Raw genomic sequence first — 26,547 nt, 5'->3', positions numbered from 1 at the left:
GACGCCTAGTCGAGCAGGTCGTGCAGCTGCACGATCTCGTCCCGACCCGGGCCCACGCCGATCGCCGAGATGCGCGAGCCGCTCATCGCCTCGAGCTCGCGCACGTAGCTCTGCGCGTTCGCCGGCAGCTCGTCGAACGACCGGGCGGCCGAGATGTCCTCGGTCCAACCGGGGAACTCCTCGTAGACGGGCTTCGCGTGATGGAAGTCCGACTGCGACACGGGCACTTCGTCGACGCGCTGCCCGTCGACCTCGTAGGCGACCGCGACCGGGATGCGCTCGAGCCCCGTGAGCACGTCGAGCTTCGTGAGCACGAAGTCGGTGACGCCGTTGATGCGCGCCGCGTACCTGGCGATGGGCGCGTCGTACCAGCCGGTGCGTCGGGCGCGGCCCGTGGTGGTGCCGAACTCGTGACCCTTCTCCGAGAGGAACGCGCCCCATTCGTCGAAGAGCTCCGTGGGGAAGGGGCCCGCGCCGACGCGGGTCGTGTAGGCCTTCACCACGGCGATGACGCGGTCGATGCGGTTCGGCGCGATGCCCGAGCCCGTGACGGCGCCGCCGCTCGTCGCATTCGACGACGTTACGAACGGATACGTGCCGTGGTCGACGTCGAGCATGGTCGCCTGGCCGCCCTCGAACAGCACGGTCTCGCCGCGCTCGAGGGCCTCGTGCAGCAGCAGCGACGTGTCCGTGACCATCGGCCGGAGCCGCTCGACGTAGCTGAGCAGGTCTTCGACGATCTCGTCGACGCCGATCGCGCGGCGGTTGTAGACCTTCACCAAGAGGTGGTTCTTCTGGTCGAGCGCGCCCTCGACCTTCTGCCGCAGGATGTTCTCGTCGAAGAGGTCCTGCATGCGAAGGCCCACGCGGTTGATCTTGTCGGCGTACGCCGGTCCGATGCCGCGGCCGGTGGTGCCGATCTGGCGCTTGCCGAGGAACCGCTCCGTGACCTTGTCGAGGGTTCGGTGGTACTGCGTGATGAGGTGGGCGTTCGCGGACACGTGCAGCTTCGAGACATCCACGCCGCGCGTCGCGAGCGCCTCGAGCTCCTCGAAGAGCACCTCGATGTCGACGACGACGCCATTCGCGATGACGGGCGTGACGCCGGGCGTGAGGATGCCCGACGGCAGCAGGTGCAGGGCGTACTTCTCGTCGCCGACGACGACGGTGTGCCCCGCGTTGTTGCCGCCGTTGAACTTCACGACGTAGTCGAGACGCGAGCCGAGCAGGTCGGTCGCCTTGCCCTTGCCCTCGTCGCCCCACTGTGCACCGATCAGTACGACTGCGGGCATGGCTCAGTCCTCTCCTGCCGCGTGCGCGGCGTGGGGTTCGTCGGTCGGGTCGCCGGCGTGTGCCTCGGTCTCGATCGCGGGTTCGAAGAGGCCGGCGGATGCCACGATCGGCATGAGCTGGGTCGGCGTGAACTCCGAGGCGATGCGCGCGGGCGCCTCGGCATCGGCGGCGGCGAGCTCGCCGGCGAGTCGCGCCGCCCGGTCGTGGAGGCCGAGTTGCGTCGCGGCACGCCGCTGCGCGTCGAGGGCGCGAAGGTACGCGCGGTTGGGCTCGTCGGACCACCGCACGGGGGCGCCCGGCGTCCAGCCGGAGTCCGTCAGCTGCTCGCGGGCGAGGTCGACGGCGACCGCGGCGTACGCGAACGCGCTGATGGGATTGCCCTCCGAGTCGGCGAGATCGGCCAGCTCGGCCCAGGCGAGGGGCGACGACGGATGCTCCGCCACGACCGACGCGATGGATGCGCGATCGGCTTCGGCGAGCGCCTGCCGCACCTCGGGGTCGTCGACGAGCGACGCCTCGGTGTCAAGTGCTGATTCGTCTTGGGTCACACTCAACCTTATCGTGGGGTCTTCCGCGGCCCGGACGTCGCGTGGCCGGCGGGACATCCGTCGCAGTCCTCCCGCGCGAATGCGCGCAAGTAGGCTGGAGGGCATGTCGAAAGTCCTCTCCAGCCTGCCCGTCGGCGAACGCGTCGGCATCGCCTTCTCCGGGGGTCTCGACACCTCCGTCGCGGTCGCCTGGATGCGCGAGAAGGGCGCGGTGCCGTGCACGTACACGGCCGACATCGGCCAGTACGACGAGCCCGACATCGCCGCGGTCCCGGGCCGCGCGAAGGAGTATGGCGCCGAGATCGCACGCCACGTCGACGCCAAGGCGCCGCTCGTGGAGGAGGGCCTCGTCGCGCTGCAGTGCGGTGCGTTCCACATCCGCTCGGGCGGCAAGACGTACTTCAACACGACGCCGCTCGGCCGCGCGGTCACGGGCACACTGCTCGTGCGCGCCATGAAGGAGGACGGCGTCGACATCTGGGGCGACGGCTCGACCTACAAGGGCAACGACATCGAGCGCTTCTACCGCTACGGCCTGATGGCCAATCCGCGGCTGCGCATCTACAAGCCGTGGCTGGATGCCGCATTCGTCACCGAGCTCGGCGGCCGTAGGGAGATGAGCGAGTGGCTCGTCGCGCGCGGCTTCCCGTACCGCGACTCGACCGAGAAGGCGTACTCGACCGACGCGAACATCTGGGGCGCGACGCACGAGGCGAAGCGCCTCGAGGAGTTGAACGCCGGGCTCGACATCGTCGAGCCGATCATGGGCGTGGCCGCCTGGCGCGATGACGTCGAGGTGCGCACCGAGGAGCTGTCGATCCGGTACGAGGCGGGCCGCCCGGTCGCGATCAACGGCGCCCGCTTCTCCGACCCCGTCGCGCTCGTCTACGAGGCGAACGCGATCGGCGGCCGGCACGGCCTCGGCGTCTCCGACCAGATCGAGAACCGCATCATCGAGGCGAAGAGCCGCGGCATCTACGAGGCCCCGGGCATGGCGCTCCTTCACATCGCGTACGAGCGCCTCCTCAACGCGATCCACAACGAGGACACCATCGCGAACTACCATGCCGAGGGCCGCCGGCTCGGCCGCCTCATGTACGAGGGCCGCTGGCTCGACCCGCAATCGCTCATGCTCCGCGAGTCGATCCAGCGCTGGGTGGGCTCGGCCGTGACCGGCGAGGTGTGGTTGCGCCTTCGCCGCGGCGACGACTACACGATCCTCGACACGCAGGGCCCGGCCCTCAGCTACCACCCCGACAGGCTCTCGATGGAGCGCGTGGGCGACGCCGCGTTCGGCCCCGAGGACCGCATCGGCCAGCTCACCATGCGCAACCTCGACATCGCCGACTCCAGGGCCCGTCTCGAGCAGTACGCGATGCAGGGCATCGTGGGCGGCGCCACGGCCGAGCTGGTGGGCGACCTGAAGCCGGGCGAGGCGCCGGAGATCTCGGCCGGCGAGCTCGAGACCGAGTTCGAGCTGGCGACGGACGCCGCAAACGAGGCTGCGGCGTTCGACCTCGGCACCGACTGACGCCCGCGGCACTTTCCCGAGCGCGGCAGCGATGCCATACTCAGACGACTGCCCGTCACGCGGATTCTGGTGACGGGGGACGCTACCGGACGGAGGGGGGCGCGATGGACGCTGTTCTCATGATCCGTACAGGTCAGCGCTCGTGAACGCCGAGACCGCCAACATCGTCGGCGGCGTGCTCATCCTCGTCGACCTGGCGATACGCATCGCGGCGCTCATCATCATCCCTCGCGATCGCAAGCCGACGGCGGCGATGGCGTGGCTGCTCGCGATCTTCCTCATCCCCTTCATCGGGATCCTGCTGTTCCTCCTCATCGGCAACTTCAAGCTGCCGAAGCAGCGTCGAGAGCGCCAGCACGAGATCGACCGCATCATCGCCGAGCACGGCGACAAGGGCGACCTCATCGCGGACCGATCCGACTGGCCCACCTGGTTCGCTTCAGTCGTCGAGCAGAACCGGGTGCTCGGCGCCCTTCCGGTCGTCGGCGGCAACACCGCCACCCTCATCGGCGACTACCAGGCGTCGATCGATGCGATGGCGGCCGACATCGACACGGCGGAGCGCTTCGTGCATGTCGAGTTCTTCATCGTGTCACTGGATACGACGACGAAGGGCTTCTTCGCGGCGATGGAGCGTGCCGTGCAGCGAGGCGTGATCGTGCACGTGCTCCTGGACCACATCTCCACCGGGCGTTCGGCGACCCATGAGGCGACGTACGCCGAGCTCGACCGGATCGGCGCGAAATGGAGCTTCATGCTTCCCGTGCAACCGCTCAAGGGCAAGTTCCAGCGACCAGACCTCCGCAATCACCGCAAGCTCGTGGTCGTCGACGGGAGGGTCGGATACCTGGGCTCCCAGAACCTCATCGACCGCAGCTACAACGCCAAGAAGAACCTCAAGCGCGGACTCCAATGGCAGGAGCTGGTGGCCCGTGTGACCGGGCCGGTCGTCACGGGCATCAACGCCGTCTTCCTCTCCGACTGGTACGCCGAGACCGACGAGGTGCTCCTCGAGACGGAGAACGTGCCGGCCGAGCAGGTCGCGTTCGACACCTCTCCCGACGCGCTCGACTGTCAGATCGTGCCGAGCGGGCCGGCGTACGACGGCGAGAACAACCTCCGCCAGTTCCTCGCGCTCGTCAACTCGGCGCAACGACAGGTCATCATCACGAGCCCGTACTTCGTGCCCGACGAGGCCATGGTCTACGCGATCACCTCGGCGAGCTTCCGTGGTCTCGACGTGCAGCTGTTCGTCTCCGAGATCGGCGACCAGGGCTCCGTCTGGCACGCGCAACGCTCCTACTACGGTGCGCTGTTGCGCGCCGGGGTACGCATCTGGTTGTATCCGGGCCCGTACATCCTGCACGCGAAGCACGTGTCGATCGACGACGACGTCGCCGTGATCGGCTCGAGCAACATGGACATCCGCTCGTTCGTCCTCAACTTCGAGGTCACGATGCTCGTGCGGGGTCGGTCGTTCGTCGCGCAGATGCGCGACGTCGAAGCCGGATACCGGGCCATCGGGCGCGAGCTCACGCTCGAGGAGTGGGAGCGGGAGCCGGCATCCGCCACCTTCCTCGACGGCATCGCCCGGCTCACGTCGGCGCTGCAGTAGGGCCGACGAGGAGGATCGGTGCCGCAGGCCATCGGGCACCTCCTTCGATCGCCCTCGCCGTGGCGATCAGCTCGGTGCCCGTCCTGGCGACGATCGTCATCCTGCTCTCGCCGGACGCGCAGGAACGTCAGGCCGGGGTCAGCTGGTGCGCGGCGACGCGCCACGCGCCGTCGTCGTAGAGGTACGTCGTCGACATCCGCAGGTTCGCCGTGTCGTCGCCGCGACGCGCGATGGCGCGATAGACGAGGATGCCGGCGTGGTCGCCGAGGCGGATGACGGCCGGTTCGTGCAGCTCGTAGGAATCCCACGTCGGCGCGCTGCGGAACGCGGCGAGGACGTCGTCACGGCCGAGCATCGCGCCCTCCACGACCATGAGTGCGTCGCGCGTCATGGCGCGCTGGTAGTGCTCGCCGCCGCGACCGTCGAGGATCGCCTTCCATCCGGCGTGCTCCTCGTGCAGGAGCCGGGCGGGCAGATCGTCGGTGATCTCGGTCATCCTCCAACGCTAACCGCGATCGGATGCCCGCAAAAAACGCGGAGCGGTCCCGGGGCGATGCCGGCAGGAGGCTCAGAGCCAGTTGCGGCGCTTGAAGATGACGTAGAGCGCGACGCCGAAGCCGACCATGAGGAGCAGCGCGAAGGCGTAGCCGTACTCCCAGTAGAGCTCGGGCATGTTCCTGAAGTTCATGCCGTACACCGTGCCGATGAGCGTGGGCGCGAAGATGATCGCGGCCCAGCCCGAGATCTTCTTCACCTCCTCGCTCTGCGCGATGTTCGTCTCGCTGAGCAGCCGCATCTCGTCGTTCTGCCGCTGCGCCACGAGCGTCGCGTGCACCTGCATGGCGTTCTGCAGGAGCGCCCGGAACGACTCGCCGCGCTCCGAGATGCGGATCGAGTGGTCGAGCACGTCACGCAGGTAGTGCTGCAGCTCCGGGTCGACCCCGTACTTCTCGAACCCCCGCTGCAGCGCGGTGATCATGTCCTGGAGCGGGTTCGTGGCCCGCTGCAGTTCCATCACCTCGCTCGCCAGGTCGTAGATGCGGCGGGTGACCGCGGGGTCGCCGTCGAAGAGCTGCTCCTCGATCTCATCGATGTCGTTCTCGAGGCCCGCGAGCACGGGCGAGTACTCGTCGACGACCTCGTCGAGCACCGCGTAGAGCACGGCTTCCTGCCCTTTCGCGAGCAGTTCGGGCGTCCGCTCCAGACGGCGGCGAACACGCCCGAGGTCGGGGGACTCGGCATGGCGGATCGTGATGGCGAAGTTCCGCCCGATGAACACGTGGAGCTCGCCGAACTCGACCCGCTCGACGTCGTCGAGGTAGCGCGCGGGCCGCAGCACGACGAAGAGGGTCTCTCCGTGCCGCTCGAGCTTCGCGCGCTGGTGGCCCTTGCCGGCGTCCTCGATGGCGAGGTGGTGCAGGTCGAACTCCCGAGCGAGCGAGTCGAGCTCCTGGTCGGTGGGGCGGTAGAGGACGATCCACGCGAACCCGCCGTGCTCGACGAGAGCCTCGAAGGTCTCATCGAGGCTCCCGGGGGTGGCGACACGGTGGCCGCCCAGGTAGATCGCGTTGTCGACGACGGGCATCGGGTCCAGTCTCGTGCGCGTCGCACGCCGGACGCCGCCGACACGCGGCAGCGGGTCAGCGGATGCCTCGGCCGCGGTGTTCGGCCGGGCCGCTCGCGACGACGGCACGAGCACCGGCGGCCGCACCAGCGGCCGCCCACTGGCCGCGGGCCGCCGTCGGACGGGAGGCGGCGAGCGTGCCCCGTTCGAGGCCGAGCCGCTCCTCGGCCGCGGTGAAGACGACGCGGTCGGCCTCAGCGCGGTCGATGAGGTCGATAGCGTGGTGCTGCACGGCGAGGCCGTCGACGAGCGCCGTGAGAATCTTGGCATCTGCCGCCGGGTCGGCGCTCGCGCCGCGGCCGGATTCGGCGAGCCGCTCGATGATGCGCGCGAGGCGGCGCTCGCAGTCGCGGTGGTGGCGGGTGAGGGCAGCGAGGAGCTCGGGATTGCGGTGCGCCTCGCTCCACGCGTCGATCCAGACGAAGTAGTGGTCACGCGGTGTCGTGGTGAGCCAGTCGGCGAGCGCCTCGACGGGCTCGACGCGTTCGGCGACCTCTTCGTCGCCCTCGAGTTCGGCGAGCACGGCGGCATCGAACGCCTCGGCCATGAGCTGCTCGCGCGTGGGGAAGTAGTGCCGGATGAGCCCGTGCACGACACCGACCTCGGCCGCGACGTCGCGCAACGTCACGCGCGCGAAGCCGTCGCGTGCCACGAGCCGCAGTGTCGCAGCGAGGATCTGGTCCCGCCGCGCTGCGGGCTCGAGTCGGGTCGCCATGCCACCGATCCTACCGCTCTTGTCCATGCGGACAACGGCTGCTAGCCTACTGTCCATGTGGACAAGAAGGGTCCTGACCCCCGACGCCGTCGACGTGCACCGCCGTCGGCTCACGATCGGAGTGGTCGTCGCGACGGTGCTCATGTCGTCGGGCGCCATGGTGATCTTCCCCCTGCTGCCGGCGCTCCAGCTGCAGCTCGGCATCTCCACCGCCGACGTCGGCGTCGTCGCCGCCGCCGGCTTCGCGGCGTCGCTCGCCGCCGAGCTCATCGTCGCGCCGTTCGCCGACCGCGGGCGTGCCCGCCTCATGGGCGTCGCCGGCGTGCTCCTCATGGCGGCCGCGCTCACGGGATCGGCCCTCGCGACCGAGGCATGGCACCTCGTGGCCGGTCGCGCCGTCGGCGGATTCGGATTCGGCGTCTTCATGGCCGCGGCCAGCGCCCTGCTAGTGCGCGCCGACCCGCTGCGCGCCGGCGAGTCACTTGGCAGGCTGGGCGCGGCCGAGCTCGCCGGCGTCTCGCTCGGCCCGCTCGCTTCCGGCCTCGCGATCGCGATCTCTGTGCCGGGCGCGATCCTCGGATGGTCGGCGGCGGCCGTGCTCCTCGGCGTGGCACCCGTGGCGCTCGCCTTCCGCGAGCGCGTCGCGGCGACGGTGACGGCGCAGGGGGCGGCCGCAGCATCCGCCGAACCCGCTGGAGCGACCCCGCGGGTGAGCTTCGGGCTGCTGCGCTCGCCCCGCGTCGTCGGCGTCCTCCTGCTCTACGGCGCCATCATGGTGCCCACGGGCGCCTACGACGGCATCTGGCCGCGGTTCATGGCCGACATCGGCGCGAGCGAGCAGCTCACCGCGCTCAGCTACACCCTGTTCGCGGTGCCCTACGCGATCGTCGCGGGCTGGGCCGGGCGGCTCGCCGATCGGCGCGGCGGCGTCTCGGCGTTCGTGCGGGGCGCCGTCGTGCTCATGCCGATCGTCGCGCTCTACGGCGTGATCGGCGACCCGTGGGTCGCCACGGGCGTGGGCTTCGTCGAGTCGAGCGGCCAGGCGCTCGCGTTCATCGGGGCGGCCGCCGCCATGGCGCAGGCCGTGCCTGCCGAGCGCGCCGGCGCGTCGCAGGGGTTCATGCGCGCGTTCGGCCTGCTCACCGCCACCGTCGCGGCGGCGCTGTCTGGCGTGGCGTACGAGCTCGGCGGTCCGCTCGCGCTGTTCGGCGGCACGGCGATCGTCGTCATCGTCATGGTCGTCGCCGGACTGGTCGTGGTGCGGGCCGCGCGGCGCCGCCGGCCGAAGCGAGCGGGTTCCGAGACGAGTGCGGCTGCGCTCGGCGCTCCGCGACCGGCGGGCCAGGTTGCGGCATCCGTCGACCTCAGCGACGCGCGTGCCTGCGCACCCACTCGTGCATGACGATCGCCGCGGCCGCGCTCGCGTTGATCGACCGCGTCGACCCGTACTGCGTGATCTCGACCACCAGGTCGGCCGCGGCGAGGGCCTCGGCGCTGAGCCCCGGGCCCTCCTGCCCGAAGAGCAGCACGCAGCGCTCGGGCAACTCCACGTCGTCGACGGGCCGGGCGCCCTCGACGTTGTCGACGGCCACGATCGGCAGCGACTGCGAGCGCGCCCACGCGACGAAGTCGGCGACATCCGGGTGATGCAGCAGGTGCTGGTAGCGGTCGGTCACCATCGCACCGCGCCGGTTCCAGCGGCGTCGCCCGATGATGTGCACCGTCTCGGCGGCGAAGGCGTTCGCGGTGCGCACGATCGAGCCGATGTTGAGGTCGTGCTGCCAGTTCTCGATCGCCACGTGGAACGGGTGCCGCCGCTCGTCGAGGTCGGCGACGATCGCGTCGAGGCGCCAGTACCGGTAGCGGTCGACGACGTTGCGGGTGTCGCCGTGCGCGAGCAGCTCGGCGTCATAGCGCGGATCGTCGGGCCAGGCGTCGGGGCCGCCGGGCCACGGGCCGACGCCGTGCGCGAGCGTGGGCTCGGGGTGGTCGGTCTCGTCGCGCGGGTGCTCGGGCTCGCGGCCGGGCTCGGGCCCCGCGGCATCCGTCGGCTCGTGCGTCACGCGACCACGCTAGCCGCTCGCCCGCATCCGGGATGTGACAGGCATCCGGGGGACTTTTCGGGGTGCCGAAATCTCGATACGATTTCGGTATGCCGAAACCTCCGGATGCCGCGCCGGCGCGTACCGCCGTCGACGAAGCCGTGCCCGCCCCCGCGGGCGCTCCCCCCGCGCTGCCCTCGGTGCCGCGCCTCGCGTGGCTGATCGGCCCGGCGCTCGTCGCCGGCGTCGCCTACCTCGATCCGGGCAACGTCGCGAGCAACATGACCGCGGGCGCCCAATACGGGTACCTGCTCGTCTGGGTCGTCGTGCTCGGCAACGTGATGGCGTGGCTCATCCAGTACCTGTCGGCGAAACTCGGCGTGGTCACCGGCAAGAGCCTGCCCGAGGTCCTCGGCGAACGCATCGGCAACCGGTGGGGCCGTCGTGCCTACTGGCTGCAGGCCGAACTCGTCGCCATGGCGACCGACCTCGCCGAGGTCATCGGCGGCGCGGTGGCCCTGAACCTCCTCTTCGGTGTGCCGCTCGTCTGGGGCGGGCTCATCACGGGCACGATCTCGCTCATCCTGCTCGTCATCCAGTCGCGGCGCGGAGCCCGCCCGTTCGAGTTCGTCATCGTCGGCCTACTCGTCATCATCGCGGTCGGGTTCAGCGTCGGCGTCTTCGTGGCGCCGCCCGACCCCGCCGGGCTGTTCGCGGGTCTCGTGCCGCGGTTCGCGGACACGAACTCGGTGCTCCTCGCGGCATCCATCCTGGGCGCCACGATCATGCCGCACGCCATCTATGCACACTCGGCCCTGAGCCGCGACCGCTTCGCGCCGAACCGCCGGCCCGCGGGCGGCGCCGCCGGCCGCCACGAGACCGAGCAGCCGATCGAGGTCGGCCGCGGCATCCCCACCGCGCGCCTGCTCGTCGCCACTCGCTGGGATGTGTCGATCGCGATGCTGATCGCCGGCAGCGTGAACCTGTGCATCCTGCTGCTGGCCGCCGCGAACCTCGCGGGCGTGGAGGGCACCGACAGCCTCGAGGGCGCGCACGCGGCCCTGGAGTCGTCGCTCGGCCCCATCATCGCCACGCTGTTCGCCGTGGGCCTGCTCGCGTCGGGCCTCGCGTCGACCTCGGTCGGTGCCTACGCCGGCGCCGAGATCATGCACGGGCTGCTGCACGTGCGCGTGCCGCTGCTCGCCCGCCGACTCGTCACGCTCATCCCCGCGCTCGTCATCCTGAGCCTCGGGTTCGACCCCACGATCTCGCTCGTGCTCAGCCAGGTGGTGCTCTCGTTCGGCATCCCGTTCGCGCTCGTGCCGCTCGTGTCGATCACGGCCAGGCGAACCGTGCTCGGCCGATTCGCCAATCACTGGGTCACCACCGGGCTCGGCGTCGCGGCATCCGTCTTCCTGATCACCCTCAACGGCCTGCTGCTCTGGCTGGTGTTCACGGGGGCCTGAGCGGATGCGCCGCCGCGCTCCCGCGCCTGACGTTTCCGTTCGCGCGTGAGGTGCCCGCCCGGGCGGGCACCTCACGCGCGAACGGGAACACGGCGCGACGCCGACCCCCCGGGTATCCTGAGGCCGATGCCCGCCAACAGCCCCGCCATCGAGGACTACCTCAAGACGGTGTACGCCCACACCGAGTGGCAGCCCGATTCCATCACGCCCTCGGGCCTGGCCGGGGCGCTCGGCGTCGCGCCGTCGTCGGTCACCGAGATGGTGAAGAAGATGGCGGCGCAGGGCCTCGTGCAGCACGTGCCGTACGGTGCGATCCGGCTGACGGATGCCGGCCGGGCCCGTGCGCTCGCGGTCGTGCGGCGGCACCGGCTCATCGAGACCTGGCTCGTGCGCGAGATGGGCTACGCGTGGGACGAGGTGCACGACGAGGCCGAGATCCTCGAGCACGCCGTCTCCGACCGTCTGCTCGAGGCGATCGACGAGCGGCTCGGGCGGCCCCAGCGGGATCCGCACGGCGACGCCATCCCCGCGGCCGACGGCTCGCTCGTGTCGGAGCCGTGCGTGCGCCTCGACGAGGCGCCCGCGGGTCACGCCGGCCGCGTCATCCGGATCAGCGACCGCGACCCCGCCGTGCTGCGGGAGCTCGACGACGCCGGCGTGAGGCCGGGATGCGAGCTGAAGCTGGTCGACGCGGCGGGCGCGGCATCCGTCGCCCTCACCGTCGCCGTCGAAGGCACCCCCCGCACCATCGCCCGCGCGGCGGCCGAGGGCATCTGGATCTCCGCATGATCTTCGCAGGCCCCTCCCGCGGCGCGCCTCCGTCGGCTCGACCTCGTGCCTGGCCTACGCGCCCGAGGAGGATCCCACGGTCGACCTCGCCGTCGTGAGCGGCGATCAGCTGACCGCGCAGGCCTCCATGCAGGCGTTCAAGTTCGGCGTGCGCGTCTTCGCGCCCTGCGAGGCGGTCTCGCTCACGTCCGCCCCGGACGCGCGGCACGTCACGCTCGCCGAAGGCGCGGGCATCCACTACGCGGCTGCACTGAGCGTGCGCTCGCGGCATCCCGCGTTCATCGGCTTGCGACCTGGGCATCCTAGGCTTGCCGCATGGGACGACGTGAAGAGGTCGAGGCCTGGCTGACCGACATGGACGGCGTGCTCGTGCACGAGAACCACGCGCTGCCGGGCGCCGACGAGCTGCTGCAGCAGTGGGAGGATGCCGGCACGCCGTACCTCGTGCTCACGAACAACTCGATCTTCACGGCTCGCGACCTGTCGGCCCGGCTGCGGGCGAGCGGGCTCAACGTTCCCGAGGAGCGCATCTGGACCTCGGCCCTCGCAACGGCCGACTTCCTCAAGCAGCAGCTGCCCGGCGGCACCGCATTCGTCATCGGCGAGGCCGGCATCCTCACCGCGCTGCACGAGGCGGGATTCGTGATGACCGAGACGAACCCCGACTTCGTCGTCGTCGGCGAGACGCGCAACTACTCGTTCGAGGCGATCACCAAGGCGATCCGGCTCATCGGCAAGGGCTCGCGGTTCATCGTCACGAATCCGGATGCCACGGGGCCGAGCGCCGAGGGCCCCCTGCCCGCCACCGGGGCGATCGCCGCCCTCATCACGAAGGCCACGGGCAAGAAGCCCTACGTCGTCGGCAAGCCGAACCCGATGATGTTCCGCTCGGCCCTCAACAAGATCGGCGCGCACTCCGAGAACACGGCGATGATCGGCGACCGCATGGACACCGACATCGTCGCGGGCATCGAGGCCGGCCTGCACACGGTGCTCGTGCTCACGGGCATCAGCGACCACGCCGAGATGGAGAAGTACCCGTTCCGCCCCGACGAGGTGCTCTCGGGCGTGAGCGAGCTCGTGGTGCGCGAGCCCGTGGAGACCGAGCTGTAGGCACGCCGCCCCGCCGGGTGCTGCGGCGTCAGGCGAGCCGAGCGACGGCCCCCTCGACGACGCCCCAGAACCGGTCGACGTCGAGCCGGGTCGCGACCCACGCGTTCGGCTCCCGCCGCAGCATGCCGCCGAGATCCACGCTCGTCGCCCCGGAGGTCTCGGTGCCGGCGAGCTCGACATCGAGCCTCGTGTACGTGAGCTCGACCGAGCCGGGATCGGCGAGCACGGCCACCGCGACCGGGTCGTGCAGGGGACTGTCGGGCATGCCGAAGACCTCGTCGTTCGTGCGACAGAAGAACTCGAGCAGCTCGTCGCCGAATGCCGCCGTGCGAGTGCCGACCGCGGCGAGACGCTCGCGCACCGCGGTCGTCACGAGCGCGTGATGGGTCACGTTGAGGCCGACCATGGTGAGGCGGATGCCGCTGCCGACCACGATCGAGAGCGCCTCGGGGTCGACCCACGCGTTGAACTCCGCGTACGGCGACACGTTGCCTCGCTCGGTGGAGCCGCCCATCCACACGATCTCGCGGATGCGGTGCGCCAGCTCGGGCCGGTCGCGCAGGAAGATCGCGACGTTCGTGATCGGGCCGGTCGCGACGATGGCGACGGGCTCATCCGAGGCGGCCAGGGTGTCGGCGATGAGCTCGGTCGCTCCGCGGGCGTCGAGTGGCACCGCGGGCTCGGGCAGCTCGGGGCCGCCGAGCCCGTTCTCACCGTGGATCCACTCCGCGGTCTCGAGCACGCGGCTGAGCGGCCCCTCCGCGCCGGCGGCGACGGGGACGTCGGTCACGCCCGCGACCGTGAGCGCGATGCGCGCGTTCCGGCTCGTGTGCTCGAGCGGTACGTTGCCGCCGACGGTCGTCACGGCACGGAGCTCGAGCGACGGATGCCCCGCCGCGAGCCACAGTGCGAAGACGTCGTCGTGCCCGGGGTCGCAGTCGACGATCACGGGGCTTCTCATGCGGGCGCCGCTCCCCCGGCGGGAGCCGTGCGCTCCGGCGCGGCGCGTCGCGCCGCCTCGAGGACTGCCTCGCGCGGCGCATAGGCGCCGACCGTGCCGCGATCCTGCACCGCGAGCGCACCCGCCGCCACCGCGATGCGCAGCGCCTCGCTCAACGGGAGGCCTTCGGCGAGGAACGCCGCGAACGTGCCCGTGAAGCCGTCGCCCGCCCCCGTCGTGTCGACCACGGTCACGCTCGGTGCTGCGACCGACCACGCGCCGTCGGCCGAGGCCGCGACGGCGCCCGCCGACCCGAGCGTCACGACGACGGAGCGGGAGACCGTGCCGGCGGCGGATGCCGCGACCGAGCGCCAGTCCTCGAGCGTCGCGACCGCGGCATCCGTGCCGATCCCGACCGCCCGCGCCTCGTGCTCGTTGACGACGAGCGGATCGGCGACGGCGAGCGTCTCGGGTGCGACGCCGGCGGGCGGCGCGAGGTTGAGCATGAAGCGCACGCCTGCCTCGTCGGCGACGGCGGCGAGTCGGTCGATCGTCGCGACGGGAAGCTCGCCCTGCGTGAGCACGAGCACGGCGGCGGCGATCCGGTCGCGTTCGGCGTCGACGACGGCCGGCGTGAGCGCGAGGTTCGCGCCGCCCGTCACGACGATCGTGTTCTCGCCCGAGTCGGCGACGGTGATCTGGGCGACGCCGGTCGGGGCATCCGTCTCGCGTGCGATCGCACCGGTCGGCAGGCCGAATCGGTCCAGCGCGGCCACGGCGAAGTCCCCCGCGGCATCCGCGCCGACCCGCGCCACGAGCTCGACGGCAGCGCCTGCCACGTGTGCCGCAACCGCTTGGTTCGACCCCTTGCCGCCGAGCGCGACCTGGAAGCCCCACGAGAGGATCGTCTCCCCGGGCGCGGGGAACGACGCGACGTAGCTCGTCGAATCGACGTTCAGCGAGCCGAAGACGACGACCCGAGCGGATGCCGCCACGCTACGCCGTGGGCCCCGGGCCCTGGATCGAGCCGGTCAGGGGCTCGCCGCCCGAGCGGTTCGCGAAGCAGTAGTACGTGCGCTCACCGCTCGTCCACTGCTCCTCGGTGACCGGGAACGCGGCCTGGACCTGCAGGTCGGGGACGCCTGCGACCAGACCCACATCGATGATGCCGGACGTGCTGCAGAGCTGGCCCATCTGCGCCGCGATGGCCTCCTCCCCGGGGAACGGTGCGGCCGCATCGTCGGGCAACTCCCCGCGGTACACGAGCTGGGCGGTGTGCGGGGCGGCGCAGTCGACGACCGTGAACTCCTCGGCCCACGCCGACTCGAACGGATCGATGCACTCGCCGCCGAAGAGCGTGTTCCACGCGTGCACGCCCATCGGCTGCGGTGCGCTGGGCTCCGCCACGGGCGCCTCGGTGGCGCTCGGCGATGCCGACGGGGACTCCGCCCCGACGCCGCCCGAGAGCTGGGTGCCGAGGTAGAACAGGCCGGCGAGCACCATGGCCACGACGAGGCCGCCCGCGATCCACAGGAGGGTGCGCACGGCTCGGTTGCCGCCTGAGCCCCCGGCCGAGCCGCCGCCGGGACCTCTCCCGGCGCCGGCACCGCCCGGTGCGGGCATGGCCACGGGGTTGCTGGGTGGCGACGCGATGCCGGCCGCCGGGGACGCGAACGCCGTCGGCGCGGATGCCGCGGCAGGCGGCCACGGGGCCGCGCCCGACTGCTGAGCGGCCGATGCGCTGAAGAGGGAGGCGAGCGGATCGTCGTCGTCGGTGGTGTTCGGGGTCGGTGACGCAGGAGCCGGGGCCGCCGGCCGCGTCGACGCCGCGGCCGGGGGGAACATCGCGCTCAGGTCATCGCCGCCGAACGACCACTCGGGGTCGGGCTCAGGTTCGCGCTCGGGCTCGGGCTCGGGCTGCCATGCGGGCTCGACCTCGGCCTGCCATTCTGGCTCCGCCTGCCACGCCGGCTCGGGCTGCCACACAGGCGCGGGTTCGAAGTCCGCAGGCGGCTCCTGGACGCCCTCGGGCTCGACGGCGAACGGCGACGGTTGGTCGAATGGCGAGGGCACCGAGGTGTCGGCCTGCCGCGCCGCCTTGGGATCGGACGCCGTGGGATCCGGGGTCAGGTTCCAGAAGTAGCCGGTCTCGGCGATCTCACGTGCGATCGTCGACTCGACCTCTTCGTCGCTCCGACCGTCGTCGTCGGCTCCGTCGCGGTCGTCGCGGTCGTCGTGGTCGTCGTGGTCGTCGTGCCCGAATCCGAACGCATCCGGTCCATCGCCGGACGGCCCGGACGGCTCCCGGGGCGGCAGATCGCCGCGCCGCGCGGTCCCGAAGCGGTCGGCGCCGTTCCGGTCGCCGGTCCCGTCGTCACGGGAGGATCGGATCCCGCCGCCGAGCGCCGCGAGCAGGTCGTCGACGGGTGCGTTGGGCTGCTCCTCGCCGCGCTCGGGCCGGTCGTCGCCTCCGTTCGACGCGAACACCGGGAACGGACCGCGTCGATCGGCCATCGACCCGGCGGCCGTCGCGCCCACGGTCGGCACCGGTGAGCCGGCCTCGCCACGCACCTCGATGAACGGGAATCCCTGGGAGTGCGACGACCCGGCCGAGGCGGTGGTGGTTGCGGGAGCGGACGGGATCTCGAAGGGCACGGCCGGCTGCATCGGAGCGACCGCCGGCGGCACGGCCGTGACCGGCGGTGGCACCGCAGCGGCCGGCGGAAGCGGAGCGGGCGGCATCGGCGGCTGCGTTGCCGCCGGCGGCTGCTGCATCGGAGCGGGCGGAACCGGATGAGCCGGCGGCGGCTGGCTCGCCGCCGACGGCAACGAAGCGGCCGGCTGCACCGGCGCAGCCGATTCCAGCGCGGCAGCCCACTGCTCGAACGGGAGGGCAGGGCCCGCCGTCTCGGCCGGCGGCACGACCGTCGTGGGCGGCACCGAAGGGGCGACAGGCGGCGGCACCGCAGCAGGCGGCTCCGCGGCGGGCGGCTCCGTCGCGGCGGGCTCGACCGCAGCGGCCGACGACGGCGTGGCGGAGGCCGGCTGCTCGTCGTCCTCATTGAGCGCCGACCACAACTCGTCATCGAAGTGCGTTGGAGCTGTCGGCTGCGCGGCACGCTCCTCCCAGCTCGGCGGTGCGGTCGTCGGCGCGATCGGATGGTGCTGGGGCGTCGGACGCGTCACCGGCGTGAACGACTGATGCGCCACGGGCGGCGGCAGATGGCCGGCGAAGGGGTCGGGTGGGGTCGAGGCCTCGCCCGGGGGCGAAGCCGCGGCATCCGGAACGTGCGGATGCGGCGGCTGAGCAGGCCCGGCCGATGGGGCGGGCGTCGTCTCGGGCATCGCCAGCCCCGACGTCGAGAGGCTGCGGAACGCGGCACGGACCGCCTCCTCGGAGTCGAGGTCGCCACCGCCCCACGTGAGGGCGAACTGCGCGGGCGGCGTCACGGGACCCGGCGGCGGGGCGGGAGCGACGGGCTCGGATGGGAGGACCGGCGCGGCCTCCTGCGGCGGCAGCGATGCGATGCGCTCGGGCGGCGACAGCGGTGCGGCCCGCTCGGACGTCGGCACGGCGCCGACGGGCGGCTCGACCGAGGTCAGCGGCAGCGGCGTGGGAGGCACGGCCGACGTGGGGGGCACCGGCGGCGTGGGAAGCATGGCCGGCGTGGGAGGCACGGCCGGCGTGGGAGGCACGGGCGGCACCGCGGCCGGCGGCACCGCAGCGGGAGGCACCGGCGGCGTGGGAGGCACTGGCGGCGCCGGGGGCGGCGTCACGGCGGGCGGCTCGACCCGCTCTGCGGATGGGCCGACCCCGGGCAGTGCACGCGTCACGTCCGCAGGCTCGCCCTCGGGCTCGGCGAGCGAGAACCAGTCGAGGACCTCCTCGCTGCGCGGTGCCGGGGTCGGAGTGACGATGGGCTGCGCCGGCGGCTGCGCGACGGGCGGGGGGGCGACCGGCGGGTCCTGACGAGCCGGGGTCCGGCCGCTTGCGAGTTGCGCAAGCAGCCAGTCGGCGTCGTCGGCGTCTCGCCCGTCGCGGTTCATCAGGCCAATCCAAGGTCTTCGAGGCCGACTGCGGCGCGGTACGGCACACCTGCCGCCTCGATCACTTCACGTGCACCCGTTGCACGGTCGACGACCACGGCGACGGCGACGACCTCGGCACCCGCCGTGCGCAGCGCCTCGATCGCCTTGAGCGGGGAACCACCGGTGGTCGAGGTGTCCTCGAGCACGATGACACGCTTGCCCGCGACATCCGGACCCTCGACCTGCTTGCCCCGGCCGTGGTCCTTCGGTTCCTTCCGCACGACGAACGCGTCGAACGCGAGGCCGCGCGCGACGCCCTGGTGCAGCACGGCGGCGGCAATCGGGTCGGCGCCCATGGTCATTCCCCCGACTGCGGCGACGTCGGGGATGTCGCCGATGAGGTCGAGCATGACCTGCCCGATGAGCGGCGCGACGCGGTGGTCGAGGCTGACCTTGCGGAGGTCCACGTAGTACGACGCCTTCTTTCCGCTGGCCAGCGTGAAGTCGCCGTGGAACACCGCGTCGGCCGCGATGTGCTCGATGAGCTGGCGGCGCGTGTCGGTGCTCCGGTCCTGAGGCGCAAGGGTCACCCGAATACTCTACGACTCCCCTGTCTGAGAGGAAGGTTCGGATGCCGCGGGCGTGCGCCCCGTTCGGGAGGCATCGGCCCGCCGCCGCCCCCAGAAGGACTTCGGCGTTCCCGGGACGAGCCTCGCCCACAGTGGAGGCGCCGTCTCGTCGGCGAGGGCGGGCACGTCGATGTGGAATTCTGCGATCTCCTGGGCGCCGTGGTGCGCCACCCGGTAGAACGCCGTGCCGATCAGCACGCCGAGAGCGATCGACATGACCGACGTGAGCGCCGTGACGAAGTCGTCGACACCCTGGCTGGATCCGACCGCCTCGGTGAGCCCGACGAGCCCGGCCGCGCCGGGAACGAGCAGCCAGAAGGCGGGCAGGAACGTGAGCTGCGACGGAGCCCCGTTCCGGAGGCTCGCGATCCAGAGCACGACGGGCGTCATCGCGACGGCGCCGATGAAGCCGCTCACCGTAGGCCCGATGAGTGCGGATCCGAGCGACTGTCCCGCGTAGGCGACGACCAGCGTGAGCAGCACCCAGCCGAATGTCGAGGGCGGCGCGGAGAAGTGCAGATGGTTGCCGATTGCGAACAGCAGCACGCCGAGCGCCGCGGTCCACCAGGGAAAGGTCCCGGATGCCTCGAGCGTCTCGTAGGTCGAGCTCGCGACCCCGACGACCGTGCCGGCGGCGATGATTCCGAACGCGAGCAGCGCGAGCTGGACGAGACCGAACACGAGACGTGACGCGCCGGCCAACATCTGACCCGCGGCGAGCTCGACGGTCCCGGTCGTGAGGGCACCGCCGGGCAGGAACGTAGCGAGCGGGGCGATGAGCACGCGGACGGGGTCGCCGACCTCCACGTGCTGCGCGAGGATGAACACGGCGAGCCCGCACGCGAAGGCGGCGAAAACGGGGAAGACGAGCTGCAGAGTGGGCGAGCGCACGAGCTTCGCAAGGCCGATGAACCAACCGAGCACGAACGCCACGAGCGCGCCCTGCCACGTCGGGGTGAGGAGTACTGCGAGTCCCGTGGTCAGCAGCGCGTGGCCCAGGGTACGTACGAACCATCCGTGCCGCGGCCGCATCGCCCCGATCTCGTTCAGCCGACGGATGCCCTCGGCGGGGTCGACCGCACCCCGGCGAGCCTGCTCGATGAGCACGTACAGCGCGGCAATCTGGTCGAACCGAAACGAGACGTTCACCGCCGACCGGATGGCGACCCGGCCCTCCTCACCGACGCCGGTCTCGACGATGATCGCCGTCGGCAGGACGAGGAAGTCGCTGTCCCGCCGCCCGTACGATCGGGTGACCTGCGTCATCGTGTCGCTGATGCGGTCGACGGACTCGGCGGCGGCGATCATTCCCTCGGCCAGGCCGAGGAGGAAGCGCCGAAGCACCGCGCGATCGACGGGGTCGTCGGTCATCGCCACGCCTCCTGTCACGGATGCTGCATCCCGGCACACGCTATCGCCGCTGGTCGACGACGGCAAGGAGCGCGGCTGCTGACGCGGAACGACGAAGGGCCGCTCCGGGGGGTGTTCCTCCCCGCCCTGCGGCCCTGCACCCGGTCGCGCCGGGTGGTGCGACGACCTCAGACGGTGCGTGCGAACGTCTCCCGCGGCTGACGGCGGTAGCCGTCGCGCGCGGAGACGACGATGGAGCCGACGATGCCGGCGACAGAAGCAATACCGAGCATGACCAGAAGCGTGAACACGGTTGGTTCCTTTCGACGGAGTGACGGTTCGTCGAGCGACGGAGGCGCCGTTGCACGTGTTCGACCCTTCAATCATTGCGCCGCGGACCATGCAGCACAAGCGCACGATCCTTCACTGACGATGTAGTCTGGCTACATGGACGTTGGGCGGCTCGACTTGCTCAGGGAACTCGCGGAGCGCGGCAGCGTCACTGCGGTCGCCGAGGCCACCGGCCGCACCCCGTCGGCCGTGTCCCAGCAGCTCAAGGTGCTCGAGCGCGAGGCCGGGATGCCGCTCACCGCCCGCAGCGGCCGCGGCCTCGTGCTCACCAGCGCCGGGCAGGCACTTGCACGCAGCGCCGCCGAGGTCGCGATCGCCGTCGAGCACGCCGCTGCGCTGTGGGACGAGTTCCGCAACCACCCGAGCGGGGAGGTGACGCTGCTCACGTTCCCCACGATCGGCGCCACCCTGCTGCCCGCCGTGCTCACCGACCTCGCGCAGGTCGCGGGGCTCGTGGTCCACTGCACCGACCTTGATCCCGAGCTCGCCGAATTCCCCGACCTCACGGCCGACTTCGACATCGTGCTCGCGCACACCATGCCGGGCGAACTGCCGTGGGGCGGTCGCGGGCTCAGGGCCGTCCCGCTCCTCACCGAACCGCTCGATGTCGGCGTCCCGGCCGACCACCGTCTCGCGAACCGGGCATACGTGACGCCGGCCGACCTCGTCGAGGAGACCTGGCTCGGCGTGCCGCCCGGGTTCCCGTTCGAACGCATCCTGCACGCCATCGAGCAGGAGGGCGGCAAGCGGGTGCATGTCGCCCAGCGCTTCAGCGACATGCGCATCGTCGAGGCGTTCATCGAGGCGGGCTTCGGCATCGCCCTCGTGCCCAGGCTCACGTCGGGCACGATGACCTCCGGGGTCGTGTTGAAGCCCGTCCGCGGCGTCGCGTCGGCGCGCCAGATCGTCGCGCTGCTGCGTCCGGATGTCGCGGAGCGGCTCGCCGTGCGCACGGTGCTCGACGTGCTCGTGGCGCGGGCCGCCCGGCTGGCCGAGGCCCACGCCGAGGTCTGATCCCGGTGCCGCGAAGTAGACTCCAGCACCATGAGCGACGACGCGATCCTGTTCCATGTCCACGAGGGGCTCGCCCATGTCACGCTCAACCGACCCGCACGACTCAACGCAGTCGATCCCGACGCGATCGGGCGCTGGCAGTCGATCACGCACGAGATCGCCGAGCGCGACGACATCGGCGCGGTGCTCTTCGACGCGGTCGGCCGCGCCTTCTGCGCGGGCGGCGACGTGATCGCGATGTCGGGTCTCGCTGCGGACCAGCCCGACGCCGGCCGTATCATCCAGGGCCTCGCCGACCGGATCCACGACGGCCATCGCACGCTCCGCGAGAGCTCGAAGCCCATCGTCGCGGCCGTGCAGGGGCCGGTGGTGGGCGGCGGCCTCGGCTTCATGCTGGTCGCCGACCTCATCATCGCCTCGGAGGCCGCGACGTTCGCGAGCCGCTACTCGGACGTTGGACTCACGCCGGACTGCGGCGTCAGCACGCTGCTTCCCGAGGCGGTCGGCACGCGGCGCGCGCTCGAGCTCACCCTCACCTCCCGCACGCTGGGCGCCGCCGAGGCGCTCGACTGGGGACTCGTGAGCGAGGTCGTTCCGGCCGATGCGGTCGCGGCGCGCGCCCGCGCGGTCGCGGACTCGTGGCTCTCCGGCGCGACGGCGGCGTTCGGACAGGCCAAGCGGCTGGTGCGGTCCGGACTCGGACGCGCCTTCCAGGAGGCGCTCGATGACGAAGCGCGCACGATCGCGGCCTCGTTCGAGACACCCGACGCGCAGGCGGCCATCGCCGCGTTCACCGGGGCCTCGCAGCGCGGCTCGCGGCCGCGGGACTGACGCGCGCGGGGCGATCGGAAGCGAACAGGGGGACGACATGCAGGATCCGGCCGACGAGTTCGCCGGGCTCGCGGCGGAGGTCGCGCGCCGAGCCACGGCCGCGGGCCTCACCGTCGCGGCGGCGGAATCGCTCACGAGCGGCGCCATCACCAACGCGCTCGGCGCGGCACCGGATGCCTCGGAATGGCTGCGCGGCGGCGTGATCGCCTATGCCGAGGAGGTGAAGCGAGACCTCCTCGGCGTCACCGCCGACGACATCACCTCGGCGCAGTGCGCGCGCGAACTCGCGACCGGGGTCGCCCGACTCCTCGGGGCGGATGCCGCGGTCAGCGTGACCGGGGTCGGCGGCCCCGAGCCCGACGACGGGGAGCCGGCGGGCAGCGTCTACGCGGCCGTAGCGGTACGCGGAGACATCCGCGATGTGCACTTCCAGTTCGACGGCGACCCGTCGGAAGTCGTGCACGCGACCGTGCGAGCCGGGCTCGAGCTGCTGCGCGACGCGCTCGCCTGACGTGCCGACCGCGGCCGAACGCCTACAGCATCGGGTCGTCAGCCAGGTGCCGACGTCGCCTCGCCGAACCCGTCGACGAGCAGGCGGCGGAGCGCGCCGACCGCCGTCGCCGCGTCGGGCCCCTGTCCGTCGAGCCGAATGCGGTGGCCCTGCTTGGCCCCGAGCGACAGCAGGCCGATGAGGCTCTTCGCCGTGACCGGTCCGGTGCCCGTGGTCAGGTTGGTGACGTCGACGACGGCGTCGTAGCCGCCGACGGCCTGCACGAACATGGCGGCGGGCCGGGCGTGCAGGCCTTCGGGGTTGATGAGCACCTCGTCGGCGGAACGCGGATCAGGCGCATCCGGAACATCCGAAGTGTCCGGAGCGGCGGCGACCGCCGCCTCCGGCAGCGGTTCGAGCTGCGCGGCCTTGGCGTCGAGCGCGGAGGAGACCTCGCGCGCGACCTCCGCCAACGGCGCACCGGTCGCGGCGAGGACGAGCGCCGCGGTGATGCCTTCGACGAACGGACCGCCGCTCAGGATCACCTCCGTGCTCGACCCCGTGAGCTCCAGGGCGAGCCCGGCACTCAGCACGGCCGAGCCGAGGTCGGCGATGACGAGCACGCCGTCGGAGCCTCCGACCTCGTCGATGGCCGCCGCGACCGCCGCGGCATCCGTGCCGAAGCGCCCTTCGACGCCAGCGGCGATGCGAGTCGGCGGAACACTCCCGTGCACCATCTGCAGCGCCAGCTCGACCGCCGCCTCCGCAAGCCGAGGGCTGTGCGAGACGATGACGAGCCCGATCACCGGCCACGCTCCGCCAGCGAGTCCGCCAACGCCTGCACGAGGATCGCCGCGGAGGTCGCACCGGGATCGAGGTGGTCGGCGCTGCGATCGCCCAGGTAACTGGCGCGACCCTTGCGGGCGACGAGCGGGATGGTCGCATCCCGTCCGGCCGCGGCGGCGTCCGCCGCGGACCGCAGTGCGTCCGCGAGGGGGACGCCGTCGGCAGCGGCCGTGTCCAGGACGTCGACCGTCGGCTGGAGCGCGTCGACCATGGTCTTGTCGCCGAGCTCGGCGCGGCCCCGGGCGACGACGCCGGCGACGCCCGAGCGGAACGCAGCGGCGAAGACGGTCCTGTCGAGCTCCGAGGCCGCGCCGACGCGCCTGGCCATCTCGAGGAACAGCGTGCCGTACAGCGATCCGCTCGCACCGCCGACCGTCGACACGAGCGCCATGCCGCAGGACTTCAGCAGCGCGCCCGCGTCGTCGGGACGCGCGGCCGAGAGCCGCGACCGCACGGCGGCGGTGCCCCTGGCCATGTTCGTGCCATGGTCGGCGTCGCCGATCGCGGAGTCGAGCTCAGTCAGGCGCTCGGCCTGCCGGGTGATCTGCTCGTCGAATCGCATCAGCCACGCGATCAGGTCGTCGACCGTGAGTCGGCTGTCCTCGAGCGTGCGCATCGCCTCATACCCCCCAGCGAAGCGCCGCGGTGCTGACCGGCGCGTCCCAGAGGCGAAGCAGCTCCTCATCCGCGCGGAGGAGGGTGATCGAGCATCCGGCCATGTCGAGGCTCGTGATGTAGTCGCCGACGAGCGCCCGCTCGACGGTGACGCCACGCTGCTCGAGCAGGGCGGCGACGTCGCCGTACATCGCGTACAGCTCGATGAGGGGCGTGCCGCCGAGGCCGCTGAGCATCGCGATCACGGGGGCGCCCGTGAAGTCGAAGTCCGCGAGGATCGACGACACGAGCTCCTCGGCGATCTCGGCCGCGGGTACGAGTGGCACTCGCTTCCGACCCGGCTCCCCGTGGATGCCCACGCCCATCTCGATCTCGTCCTCGGGCAGGTCGAAGCTGGGCTTCCCGACGGCGGGCAGCGTGGCGCTCGTGAGCGCGACGCCCATCGACCGGCCGTTCTCGGAGACGCGCGTGGCGATCGCATGGACGGCCTCGAGGTCGGCGCCCGCCTCGGCGGCGGCGCCGGCGATCTTCTCGACCAGCACCGTCGTGCCGACGCCCCGCCGACCGGCGGTCCACGTCGAGTCCTCGACCGCGACGTCGTCGGCCACGAGCACGGTCTTCACCGCGATGCCCTCCGCCTCGGCGAGTTCGGCGGCCATCTCGAAGTTGAGCACGTCGCCGGTGTAGTTCTTCACGATATAGAGGACTCCGGCCCCGGCGCTCACCGTCTGTGCGGCGGCGAGCATCTGGTCGGGTGTCGGCGACGTGAAGATCTCGCCGGCGCACGCGGCATCCAGCATCCCGAGGCCGACGAAGCCGCTGTGCAACGGTTCGTGACCCGAGCCGCCGCCCGAGATGAGCGCCACCTTCCCCTGCGTCACCGACCCCCGCGAGACGACGCGGTTGGCGAAGTCGACGCTGAGATCGGGATGGGCCGCCGCGACGCCCTTGAGTGCGTCGGCGAGCACCGCCGCCGGTGCGTTGATGAGCTTCTTCATGCGCGGGCCTCCTCTTCGACGAGCGCTTCCGTAAGGGTGGTGCGGTCTGCTTGCGTGCGCGAGATCAGGCCGAACAGCACGCCCGCGAGGATGCCGGCGGCGACCTCGGCGATGACGTAGACCGGCCACTGCTCCCACTGCACCGTGCCGCCGAGGATCTGCTGCACGAGCATCGGCCCGGTGGTGCGGGCGGGGTTGATGGAGGCACCGGTCGCCGGCGCGACCGGAATGATCGCGGCGAACACGACGAGACCGATCACGAGGCCCGCGAATCCGGGCGCCGCCTTGCGGTGGATCACGCCGAAGACGGTGAACACGAGCAGGAACGTGCCGAGGAACTCGGCCGTGAACGCCTGCCAGATGGGGATGTCGCCGTACGCCGCCACGCCGAGTCCGAGTTCGCTCGCCTGCGGACCGAGCGCCCCGACGATCGCGAACGCGCCGACCGTGGCGCCCAGCAGTTGCGCGACGAGGTATCCCGGCACCTCGCGCCAGGCGAACTTTCCGGTGACCGCGAGTGCCAGGGTGACGGCGGGATTGATGTGGTTGCCCGAGATGTACCCGAACACGTACACCGTCGCGACGACGATCGTGCCGAATGCCAGCGAGATGAAGCCGAGGTCGGCTGGTGCGAACGGCGCGTCGCCCCGCACGAGTGCGAACGCCGGCACCGAGCCGACGCCGACGAATACGAGGAAGGCCGTGCCGAGGAACTCGGCAGCGAGCCGCTGCCAGGTCCTGTTGTCGTCCATGTTGCGTTCTCCTTTGAACCGTTGGAACCGGGAGAGCCCGTGGGCTCGGGAACCGTGTTAGATTCGACATTGTCGAATCGCCTTCGGTAATACCGAATACTGCACCTCAGTCTTCGGCCTGTCAAGAACCCGACAGAATGGAAGGCGGCGCAGGGCCGCGACGACACAGCGGGAGGTGGGACGCGATGATCCAGTCGATCGATCGGGCCGCGAAGATCCTCGGCCTGCTGCAGGGGTCGCGCCGCATGGGCATCACGGAGATGGCGGCCGCGCTCGACCTGCCGCCGTCGACCGTGCACGGCATCGTCAAGTCGCTGCAGTCACATGGGCTCGTCGCGCAGCAGCCGAGCGGGAATCGATACGTGCTGGGCCCTGCCCTGCTGAAGCTCTCGAGCGTCTACCTCGACACGCTCGACGTGCGTGCGCGATCGATGCGCTGGATGCACGAGCTGTCGAGCCGCACCGGGCTCGCCAGCCGACTCGGCGTCGAGCTGTTCGGCGAGGTGATCGTCATCCACCACAACCGGCGGCCCGACGGCAGCGAGCAGATGCCCGAGACGGGCGTGACGATTCCGAGCCACGCCTCGGCGATGGGCAAGGTGCTCCTGGCCTACGACGCGGCGCACGCCGCGGACGTGCTGTCGCGTCCGCTCATCGCCCTCACGGCCGAGACCACCACCGAGCCCGACCGCATGCGGGAGGAGTTCGAACGCATCCGGCAGGAGGCGCTCGGGTTCGAGAACGAGGAGGCGGTCATCGGCGAGGCGTCGGTCGCGGCGCCCATCTGCTCCGACGAGGGCGAGGTGATCGCCGCGATCGCGGTCGTGCTGCCGGCCACCGAGTGGCCCCCGTCGGATATGGTCATCAGCGACCTCCGCGAGGCGGCCCGGAACGTGTCGCGCGAGCTCGGTGCGCCGACCTGGCCGCGCCCGATCGCGGCGGCCGATCCGACCGACATCCAGTAGC

The 26,547-nt window shown here is 71.7% G+C and carries 27 protein-coding genes; 11 read left to right on the top strand and 16 right to left on the bottom strand.

Features of this window, described 5'->3' with window-relative positions; all coding sequences use genetic code 11:
- Positions 1-5: 5 nt before the first annotated feature.
- Together IEX31_RS10190 and IEX31_RS10185 are read right to left on the bottom strand one after the other, a co-directional pair.
- On the bottom strand, positions 6-1,292 hold the full coding sequence (locus tag IEX31_RS10190; protein ID WP_188743320.1) for an adenylosuccinate synthase: 1,287 nt from the start codon (positions 1,290-1,292) through the stop codon (positions 6-8).
- A 3-nt stretch (positions 1,293-1,295) separates the two neighbouring features.
- Positions 1,296-1,841 (bottom strand): DUF3151 family protein, encoded by a 546-nt coding sequence (locus IEX31_RS10185; protein ID WP_188743319.1) that lies wholly within the window; start codon positions 1,839-1,841, stop codon positions 1,296-1,298.
- A gap of 103 nt (positions 1,842-1,944) precedes the next feature.
- Here IEX31_RS10185 and argG point away from each other — a divergent pair, with 103 nt between their 5' ends.
- Together argG and cls are read left to right on the top strand one after the other, a co-directional pair.
- The gene (gene argG / locus IEX31_RS10180; RefSeq protein ID WP_188743318.1) at positions 1,945-3,372 is read left to right on the top strand and encodes an argininosuccinate synthase; all 1,428 of its coding nucleotides are present in this window, start codon (positions 1,945-1,947) and stop codon (positions 3,370-3,372) included.
- Positions 3,373-3,514: 142 nt separating this feature from the next.
- Complete coding sequence (gene cls / locus IEX31_RS10175; protein WP_188743317.1) at positions 3,515-4,987, top strand: cardiolipin synthase; 1,473 nt, start codon at positions 3,515-3,517, stop codon at positions 4,985-4,987.
- A 127-nt stretch (positions 4,988-5,114) separates the two neighbouring features.
- Here the strand turns inward: cls and IEX31_RS10170 are convergent, their stop codons facing one another.
- The 3 genes from IEX31_RS10170 to IEX31_RS10160 form a co-directional block, all read right to left on the bottom strand.
- Positions 5,115-5,483: a nuclear transport factor 2 family protein gene (locus IEX31_RS10170; RefSeq protein ID WP_188743316.1), complete on the bottom strand. Its 369-nt coding sequence runs from the start codon at positions 5,481-5,483 to the stop codon at positions 5,115-5,117.
- A 72-nt stretch (positions 5,484-5,555) separates the two neighbouring features.
- Entirely contained in the window at positions 5,556-6,572 is a 1,017-nt protein-coding gene (locus IEX31_RS10165) for a magnesium and cobalt transport protein CorA (protein ID WP_188743315.1), read from the bottom strand.
- A 55-nt stretch (positions 6,573-6,627) separates the two neighbouring features.
- Complete coding sequence (locus IEX31_RS10160) at positions 6,628-7,326, bottom strand: TetR/AcrR family transcriptional regulator (protein ID WP_188743314.1); 699 nt, start codon at positions 7,324-7,326, stop codon at positions 6,628-6,630.
- A 55-nt stretch (positions 7,327-7,381) separates the two neighbouring features.
- On the opposite strand from IEX31_RS10160, the gene IEX31_RS10155 reads away from it, so the two are divergent.
- The gene (locus tag IEX31_RS10155; protein WP_188743313.1) at positions 7,382-8,728 is read left to right on the top strand and encodes an MFS transporter; all 1,347 of its coding nucleotides are present in this window, start codon (positions 7,382-7,384) and stop codon (positions 8,726-8,728) included.
- Here the strand turns inward: IEX31_RS10155 and IEX31_RS10150 are convergent.
- On the bottom strand, positions 8,691-9,389 hold the full coding sequence (locus IEX31_RS10150; RefSeq protein ID WP_188743312.1) for a TrmH family RNA methyltransferase: 699 nt from the start codon (positions 9,387-9,389) through the stop codon (positions 8,691-8,693). The two genes, IEX31_RS10155 and IEX31_RS10150, sit on opposite strands and share 38 nt — an antisense overlap.
- An 89-nt stretch (positions 9,390-9,478) precedes the next feature.
- On the opposite strand from IEX31_RS10150, the gene IEX31_RS10145 reads away from it, so the two are divergent.
- The 4 genes from IEX31_RS10145 to IEX31_RS10130 all read left to right on the top strand — a co-directional run bounded on the left by IEX31_RS10145 (position 9,479) and on the right by IEX31_RS10130 (position 12,736).
- Positions 9,479-10,834, top strand: a complete 1,356-nt coding sequence (locus tag IEX31_RS10145; protein WP_188743311.1) for an Nramp family divalent metal transporter — start codon at positions 9,479-9,481, stop codon at positions 10,832-10,834.
- Positions 10,835-10,960: 126 nt separating this feature from the next.
- Positions 10,961-11,623, top strand: coding sequence for a metal-dependent transcriptional regulator (locus tag IEX31_RS10140; protein ID WP_188743310.1), 663 nt, complete (start codon positions 10,961-10,963; stop codon positions 11,621-11,623).
- A gap of 94 nt (positions 11,624-11,717) precedes the next feature.
- Positions 11,718-11,972 carry a hypothetical protein gene (locus IEX31_RS10135; protein WP_188743309.1) on the top strand — a complete coding sequence of 85 codons (255 nt, stop codon included), beginning with the start codon at positions 11,718-11,720 and terminating at the stop codon, positions 11,970-11,972.
- Complete coding sequence (locus IEX31_RS10130; RefSeq protein WP_188743308.1) at positions 11,939-12,736, top strand: HAD-IIA family hydrolase; 798 nt, start codon at positions 11,939-11,941, stop codon at positions 12,734-12,736. The genes IEX31_RS10135 and IEX31_RS10130 overlap by 34 nt, the downstream gene beginning before the upstream one ends.
- A gap of 28 nt (positions 12,737-12,764) precedes the next feature.
- Here the strand turns inward: IEX31_RS10130 and IEX31_RS10125 are convergent, their stop codons facing one another.
- From IEX31_RS10125 to IEX31_RS19285, 6 genes are all read right to left on the bottom strand, one after another.
- Positions 12,765-13,697 carry a nucleoside hydrolase gene (locus IEX31_RS10125; protein ID WP_188743307.1) on the bottom strand — a complete coding sequence of 311 codons (933 nt, stop codon included), beginning with the start codon at positions 13,695-13,697 and terminating at the stop codon, positions 12,765-12,767.
- Positions 13,694-14,671 carry a ribokinase gene (locus IEX31_RS10120; RefSeq protein WP_188743306.1) on the bottom strand — a complete coding sequence of 326 codons (978 nt, stop codon included), beginning with the start codon at positions 14,669-14,671 and terminating at the stop codon, positions 13,694-13,696. Before IEX31_RS10120 ends, IEX31_RS10125 begins: the two co-directional genes overlap by 4 nt.
- Position 14,672: 1 nt before the next feature.
- Complete coding sequence (locus tag IEX31_RS10115) at positions 14,673-17,723, bottom strand: septum formation family protein (protein WP_188743305.1); 3,051 nt, start codon at positions 17,721-17,723, stop codon at positions 14,673-14,675.
- Positions 17,723-18,295: an orotate phosphoribosyltransferase gene (gene pyrE, locus IEX31_RS10110; protein WP_188743304.1), complete on the bottom strand. Its 573-nt coding sequence runs from the start codon at positions 18,293-18,295 to the stop codon at positions 17,723-17,725. The genes IEX31_RS10115 and pyrE overlap by 1 nt, the downstream gene beginning before the upstream one ends.
- A gap of 9 nt (positions 18,296-18,304) precedes the next feature.
- On the bottom strand, positions 18,305-19,705 hold the full coding sequence (locus tag IEX31_RS10105) for a threonine/serine exporter family protein (RefSeq protein WP_188743303.1): 1,401 nt from the start codon (positions 19,703-19,705) through the stop codon (positions 18,305-18,307).
- A gap of 167 nt (positions 19,706-19,872) precedes the next feature.
- Positions 19,873-19,995 carry a hypothetical protein gene (locus IEX31_RS19285; RefSeq protein ID WP_268236978.1) on the bottom strand — a complete coding sequence of 41 codons (123 nt, stop codon included), beginning with the start codon at positions 19,993-19,995 and terminating at the stop codon, positions 19,873-19,875.
- A gap of 136 nt (positions 19,996-20,131) precedes the next feature.
- Here IEX31_RS19285 and IEX31_RS10100 point away from each other — a divergent pair, with 136 nt between their 5' ends.
- The 3 genes from IEX31_RS10100 to IEX31_RS10090 are packed head-to-tail and all read left to right on the top strand — an operon-like array spanning position 20,132 to position 22,391.
- Positions 20,132-21,049: a LysR family transcriptional regulator gene (locus tag IEX31_RS10100; protein WP_188743302.1), complete on the top strand. Its 918-nt coding sequence runs from the start codon at positions 20,132-20,134 to the stop codon at positions 21,047-21,049.
- A gap of 30 nt (positions 21,050-21,079) precedes the next feature.
- Positions 21,080-21,880 (top strand): enoyl-CoA hydratase/isomerase family protein, encoded by an 801-nt coding sequence (locus IEX31_RS10095; protein ID WP_188743301.1) that lies wholly within the window; start codon positions 21,080-21,082, stop codon positions 21,878-21,880.
- A 37-nt stretch (positions 21,881-21,917) separates the two neighbouring features.
- Complete coding sequence (locus IEX31_RS10090; RefSeq protein WP_188743300.1) at positions 21,918-22,391, top strand: CinA family protein; 474 nt, start codon at positions 21,918-21,920, stop codon at positions 22,389-22,391.
- 38 nt (positions 22,392-22,429) lie between these two features.
- Here the strand turns inward: IEX31_RS10090 and IEX31_RS10085 are convergent, their stop codons facing one another.
- The 4 genes from IEX31_RS10085 to IEX31_RS10070 are packed head-to-tail and all read right to left on the bottom strand — an operon-like array spanning position 22,430 to position 25,581.
- Positions 22,430-23,176, bottom strand: coding sequence for an HPr family phosphocarrier protein (locus tag IEX31_RS10085; protein ID WP_188743299.1), 747 nt, complete (start codon positions 23,174-23,176; stop codon positions 22,430-22,432).
- Positions 23,173-23,832, bottom strand: coding sequence for a dihydroxyacetone kinase subunit DhaL (dhaL, locus tag IEX31_RS10080; RefSeq protein ID WP_188743298.1), 660 nt, complete (start codon positions 23,830-23,832; stop codon positions 23,173-23,175). Before dhaL ends, IEX31_RS10085 begins: the two co-directional genes overlap by 4 nt.
- A 4-nt stretch (positions 23,833-23,836) precedes the next feature.
- Entirely contained in the window at positions 23,837-24,829 is a 993-nt protein-coding gene (dhaK, locus tag IEX31_RS10075; RefSeq protein WP_188743297.1) for a dihydroxyacetone kinase subunit DhaK, read from the bottom strand.
- On the bottom strand, positions 24,826-25,581 hold the full coding sequence (locus IEX31_RS10070) for an MIP/aquaporin family protein (protein ID WP_188743296.1): 756 nt from the start codon (positions 25,579-25,581) through the stop codon (positions 24,826-24,828). Before IEX31_RS10070 ends, dhaK begins: the two co-directional genes overlap by 4 nt.
- Before the next feature lie 185 nt (positions 25,582-25,766).
- Here IEX31_RS10070 and IEX31_RS10065 point away from each other — a divergent pair, with 185 nt between their 5' ends.
- A complete protein-coding gene (locus IEX31_RS10065; RefSeq protein WP_188743295.1) occupies positions 25,767-26,546 on the top strand; it encodes an IclR family transcriptional regulator in 780 nt (259 codons plus the stop codon).
- The last annotated feature ends 1 nt before the right edge of the window (position 26,547 follow it).

Source organism: Agromyces bauzanensis (genome assembly GCF_014645655.1).
Lineage (GTDB): Bacteria > Actinomycetota > Actinomycetes > Actinomycetales > Microbacteriaceae > Agromyces > Agromyces bauzanensis.
The sequence above is the reverse complement of the archived record's forward strand: the minus strand, read 5'-3'. Positions and strand labels throughout refer to the sequence as shown.

Coding starts and splice junctions, on each gene's coding strand:
- IEX31_RS10090 (WP_188743300.1), top strand. CDS start 21,918: ATGCAGGATCCGGCCGACGAGTTCGCCGGGCTCGCGGCGGAGGTCGCG.
- IEX31_RS10155 (WP_188743313.1), top strand. CDS start 7,382: ATGTGGACAAGAAGGGTCCTGACCCCCGACGCCGTCGACGTGCACCGC.
- IEX31_RS10190 (WP_188743320.1), bottom strand. CDS start 1,292: ATGCCCGCAGTCGTACTGATCGGTGCACAGTGGGGCGACGAGGGCAAG.
- IEX31_RS10140 (WP_188743310.1), top strand. CDS start 10,961: ATGCCCGCCAACAGCCCCGCCATCGAGGACTACCTCAAGACGGTGTAC.
- IEX31_RS10105 (WP_188743303.1), bottom strand. CDS start 19,705: ATGACCGACGACCCCGTCGATCGCGCGGTGCTTCGGCGCTTCCTCCTC.
- IEX31_RS10130 (WP_188743308.1), top strand. CDS start 11,939: ATGGGACGACGTGAAGAGGTCGAGGCCTGGCTGACCGACATGGACGGC.
- argG (WP_188743318.1), top strand. CDS start 1,945: ATGTCGAAAGTCCTCTCCAGCCTGCCCGTCGGCGAACGCGTCGGCATC.
- IEX31_RS10145 (WP_188743311.1), top strand. CDS start 9,479: ATGCCGAAACCTCCGGATGCCGCGCCGGCGCGTACCGCCGTCGACGAA.
- IEX31_RS10125 (WP_188743307.1), bottom strand. CDS start 13,697: ATGAGAAGCCCCGTGATCGTCGACTGCGACCCCGGGCACGACGACGTC.
- IEX31_RS10070 (WP_188743296.1), bottom strand. CDS start 25,581: ATGGACGACAACAGGACCTGGCAGCGGCTCGCTGCCGAGTTCCTCGGC.
- IEX31_RS10115 (WP_188743305.1), bottom strand. CDS start 17,723: ATGAACCGCGACGGGCGAGACGCCGACGACGCCGACTGGCTGCTTGCG.
- IEX31_RS10170 (WP_188743316.1), bottom strand. CDS start 5,483: ATGACCGAGATCACCGACGATCTGCCCGCCCGGCTCCTGCACGAGGAG.
- IEX31_RS10065 (WP_188743295.1), top strand. CDS start 25,767: ATGATCCAGTCGATCGATCGGGCCGCGAAGATCCTCGGCCTGCTGCAG.
- dhaL (WP_188743298.1), bottom strand. CDS start 23,832: ATGCGCACGCTCGAGGACAGCCGACTCACGGTCGACGACCTGATCGCG.
- IEX31_RS10165 (WP_188743315.1), bottom strand. CDS start 6,572: ATGCCCGTCGTCGACAACGCGATCTACCTGGGCGGCCACCGTGTCGCC.
- IEX31_RS10160 (WP_188743314.1), bottom strand. CDS start 7,326: ATGGCGACCCGACTCGAGCCCGCAGCGCGGCGGGACCAGATCCTCGCT.
- IEX31_RS10095 (WP_188743301.1), top strand. CDS start 21,080: ATGAGCGACGACGCGATCCTGTTCCATGTCCACGAGGGGCTCGCCCAT.
- dhaK (WP_188743297.1), bottom strand. CDS start 24,829: ATGAAGAAGCTCATCAACGCACCGGCGGCGGTGCTCGCCGACGCACTC.
- IEX31_RS10100 (WP_188743302.1), top strand. CDS start 20,132: ATGGACGTTGGGCGGCTCGACTTGCTCAGGGAACTCGCGGAGCGCGGC.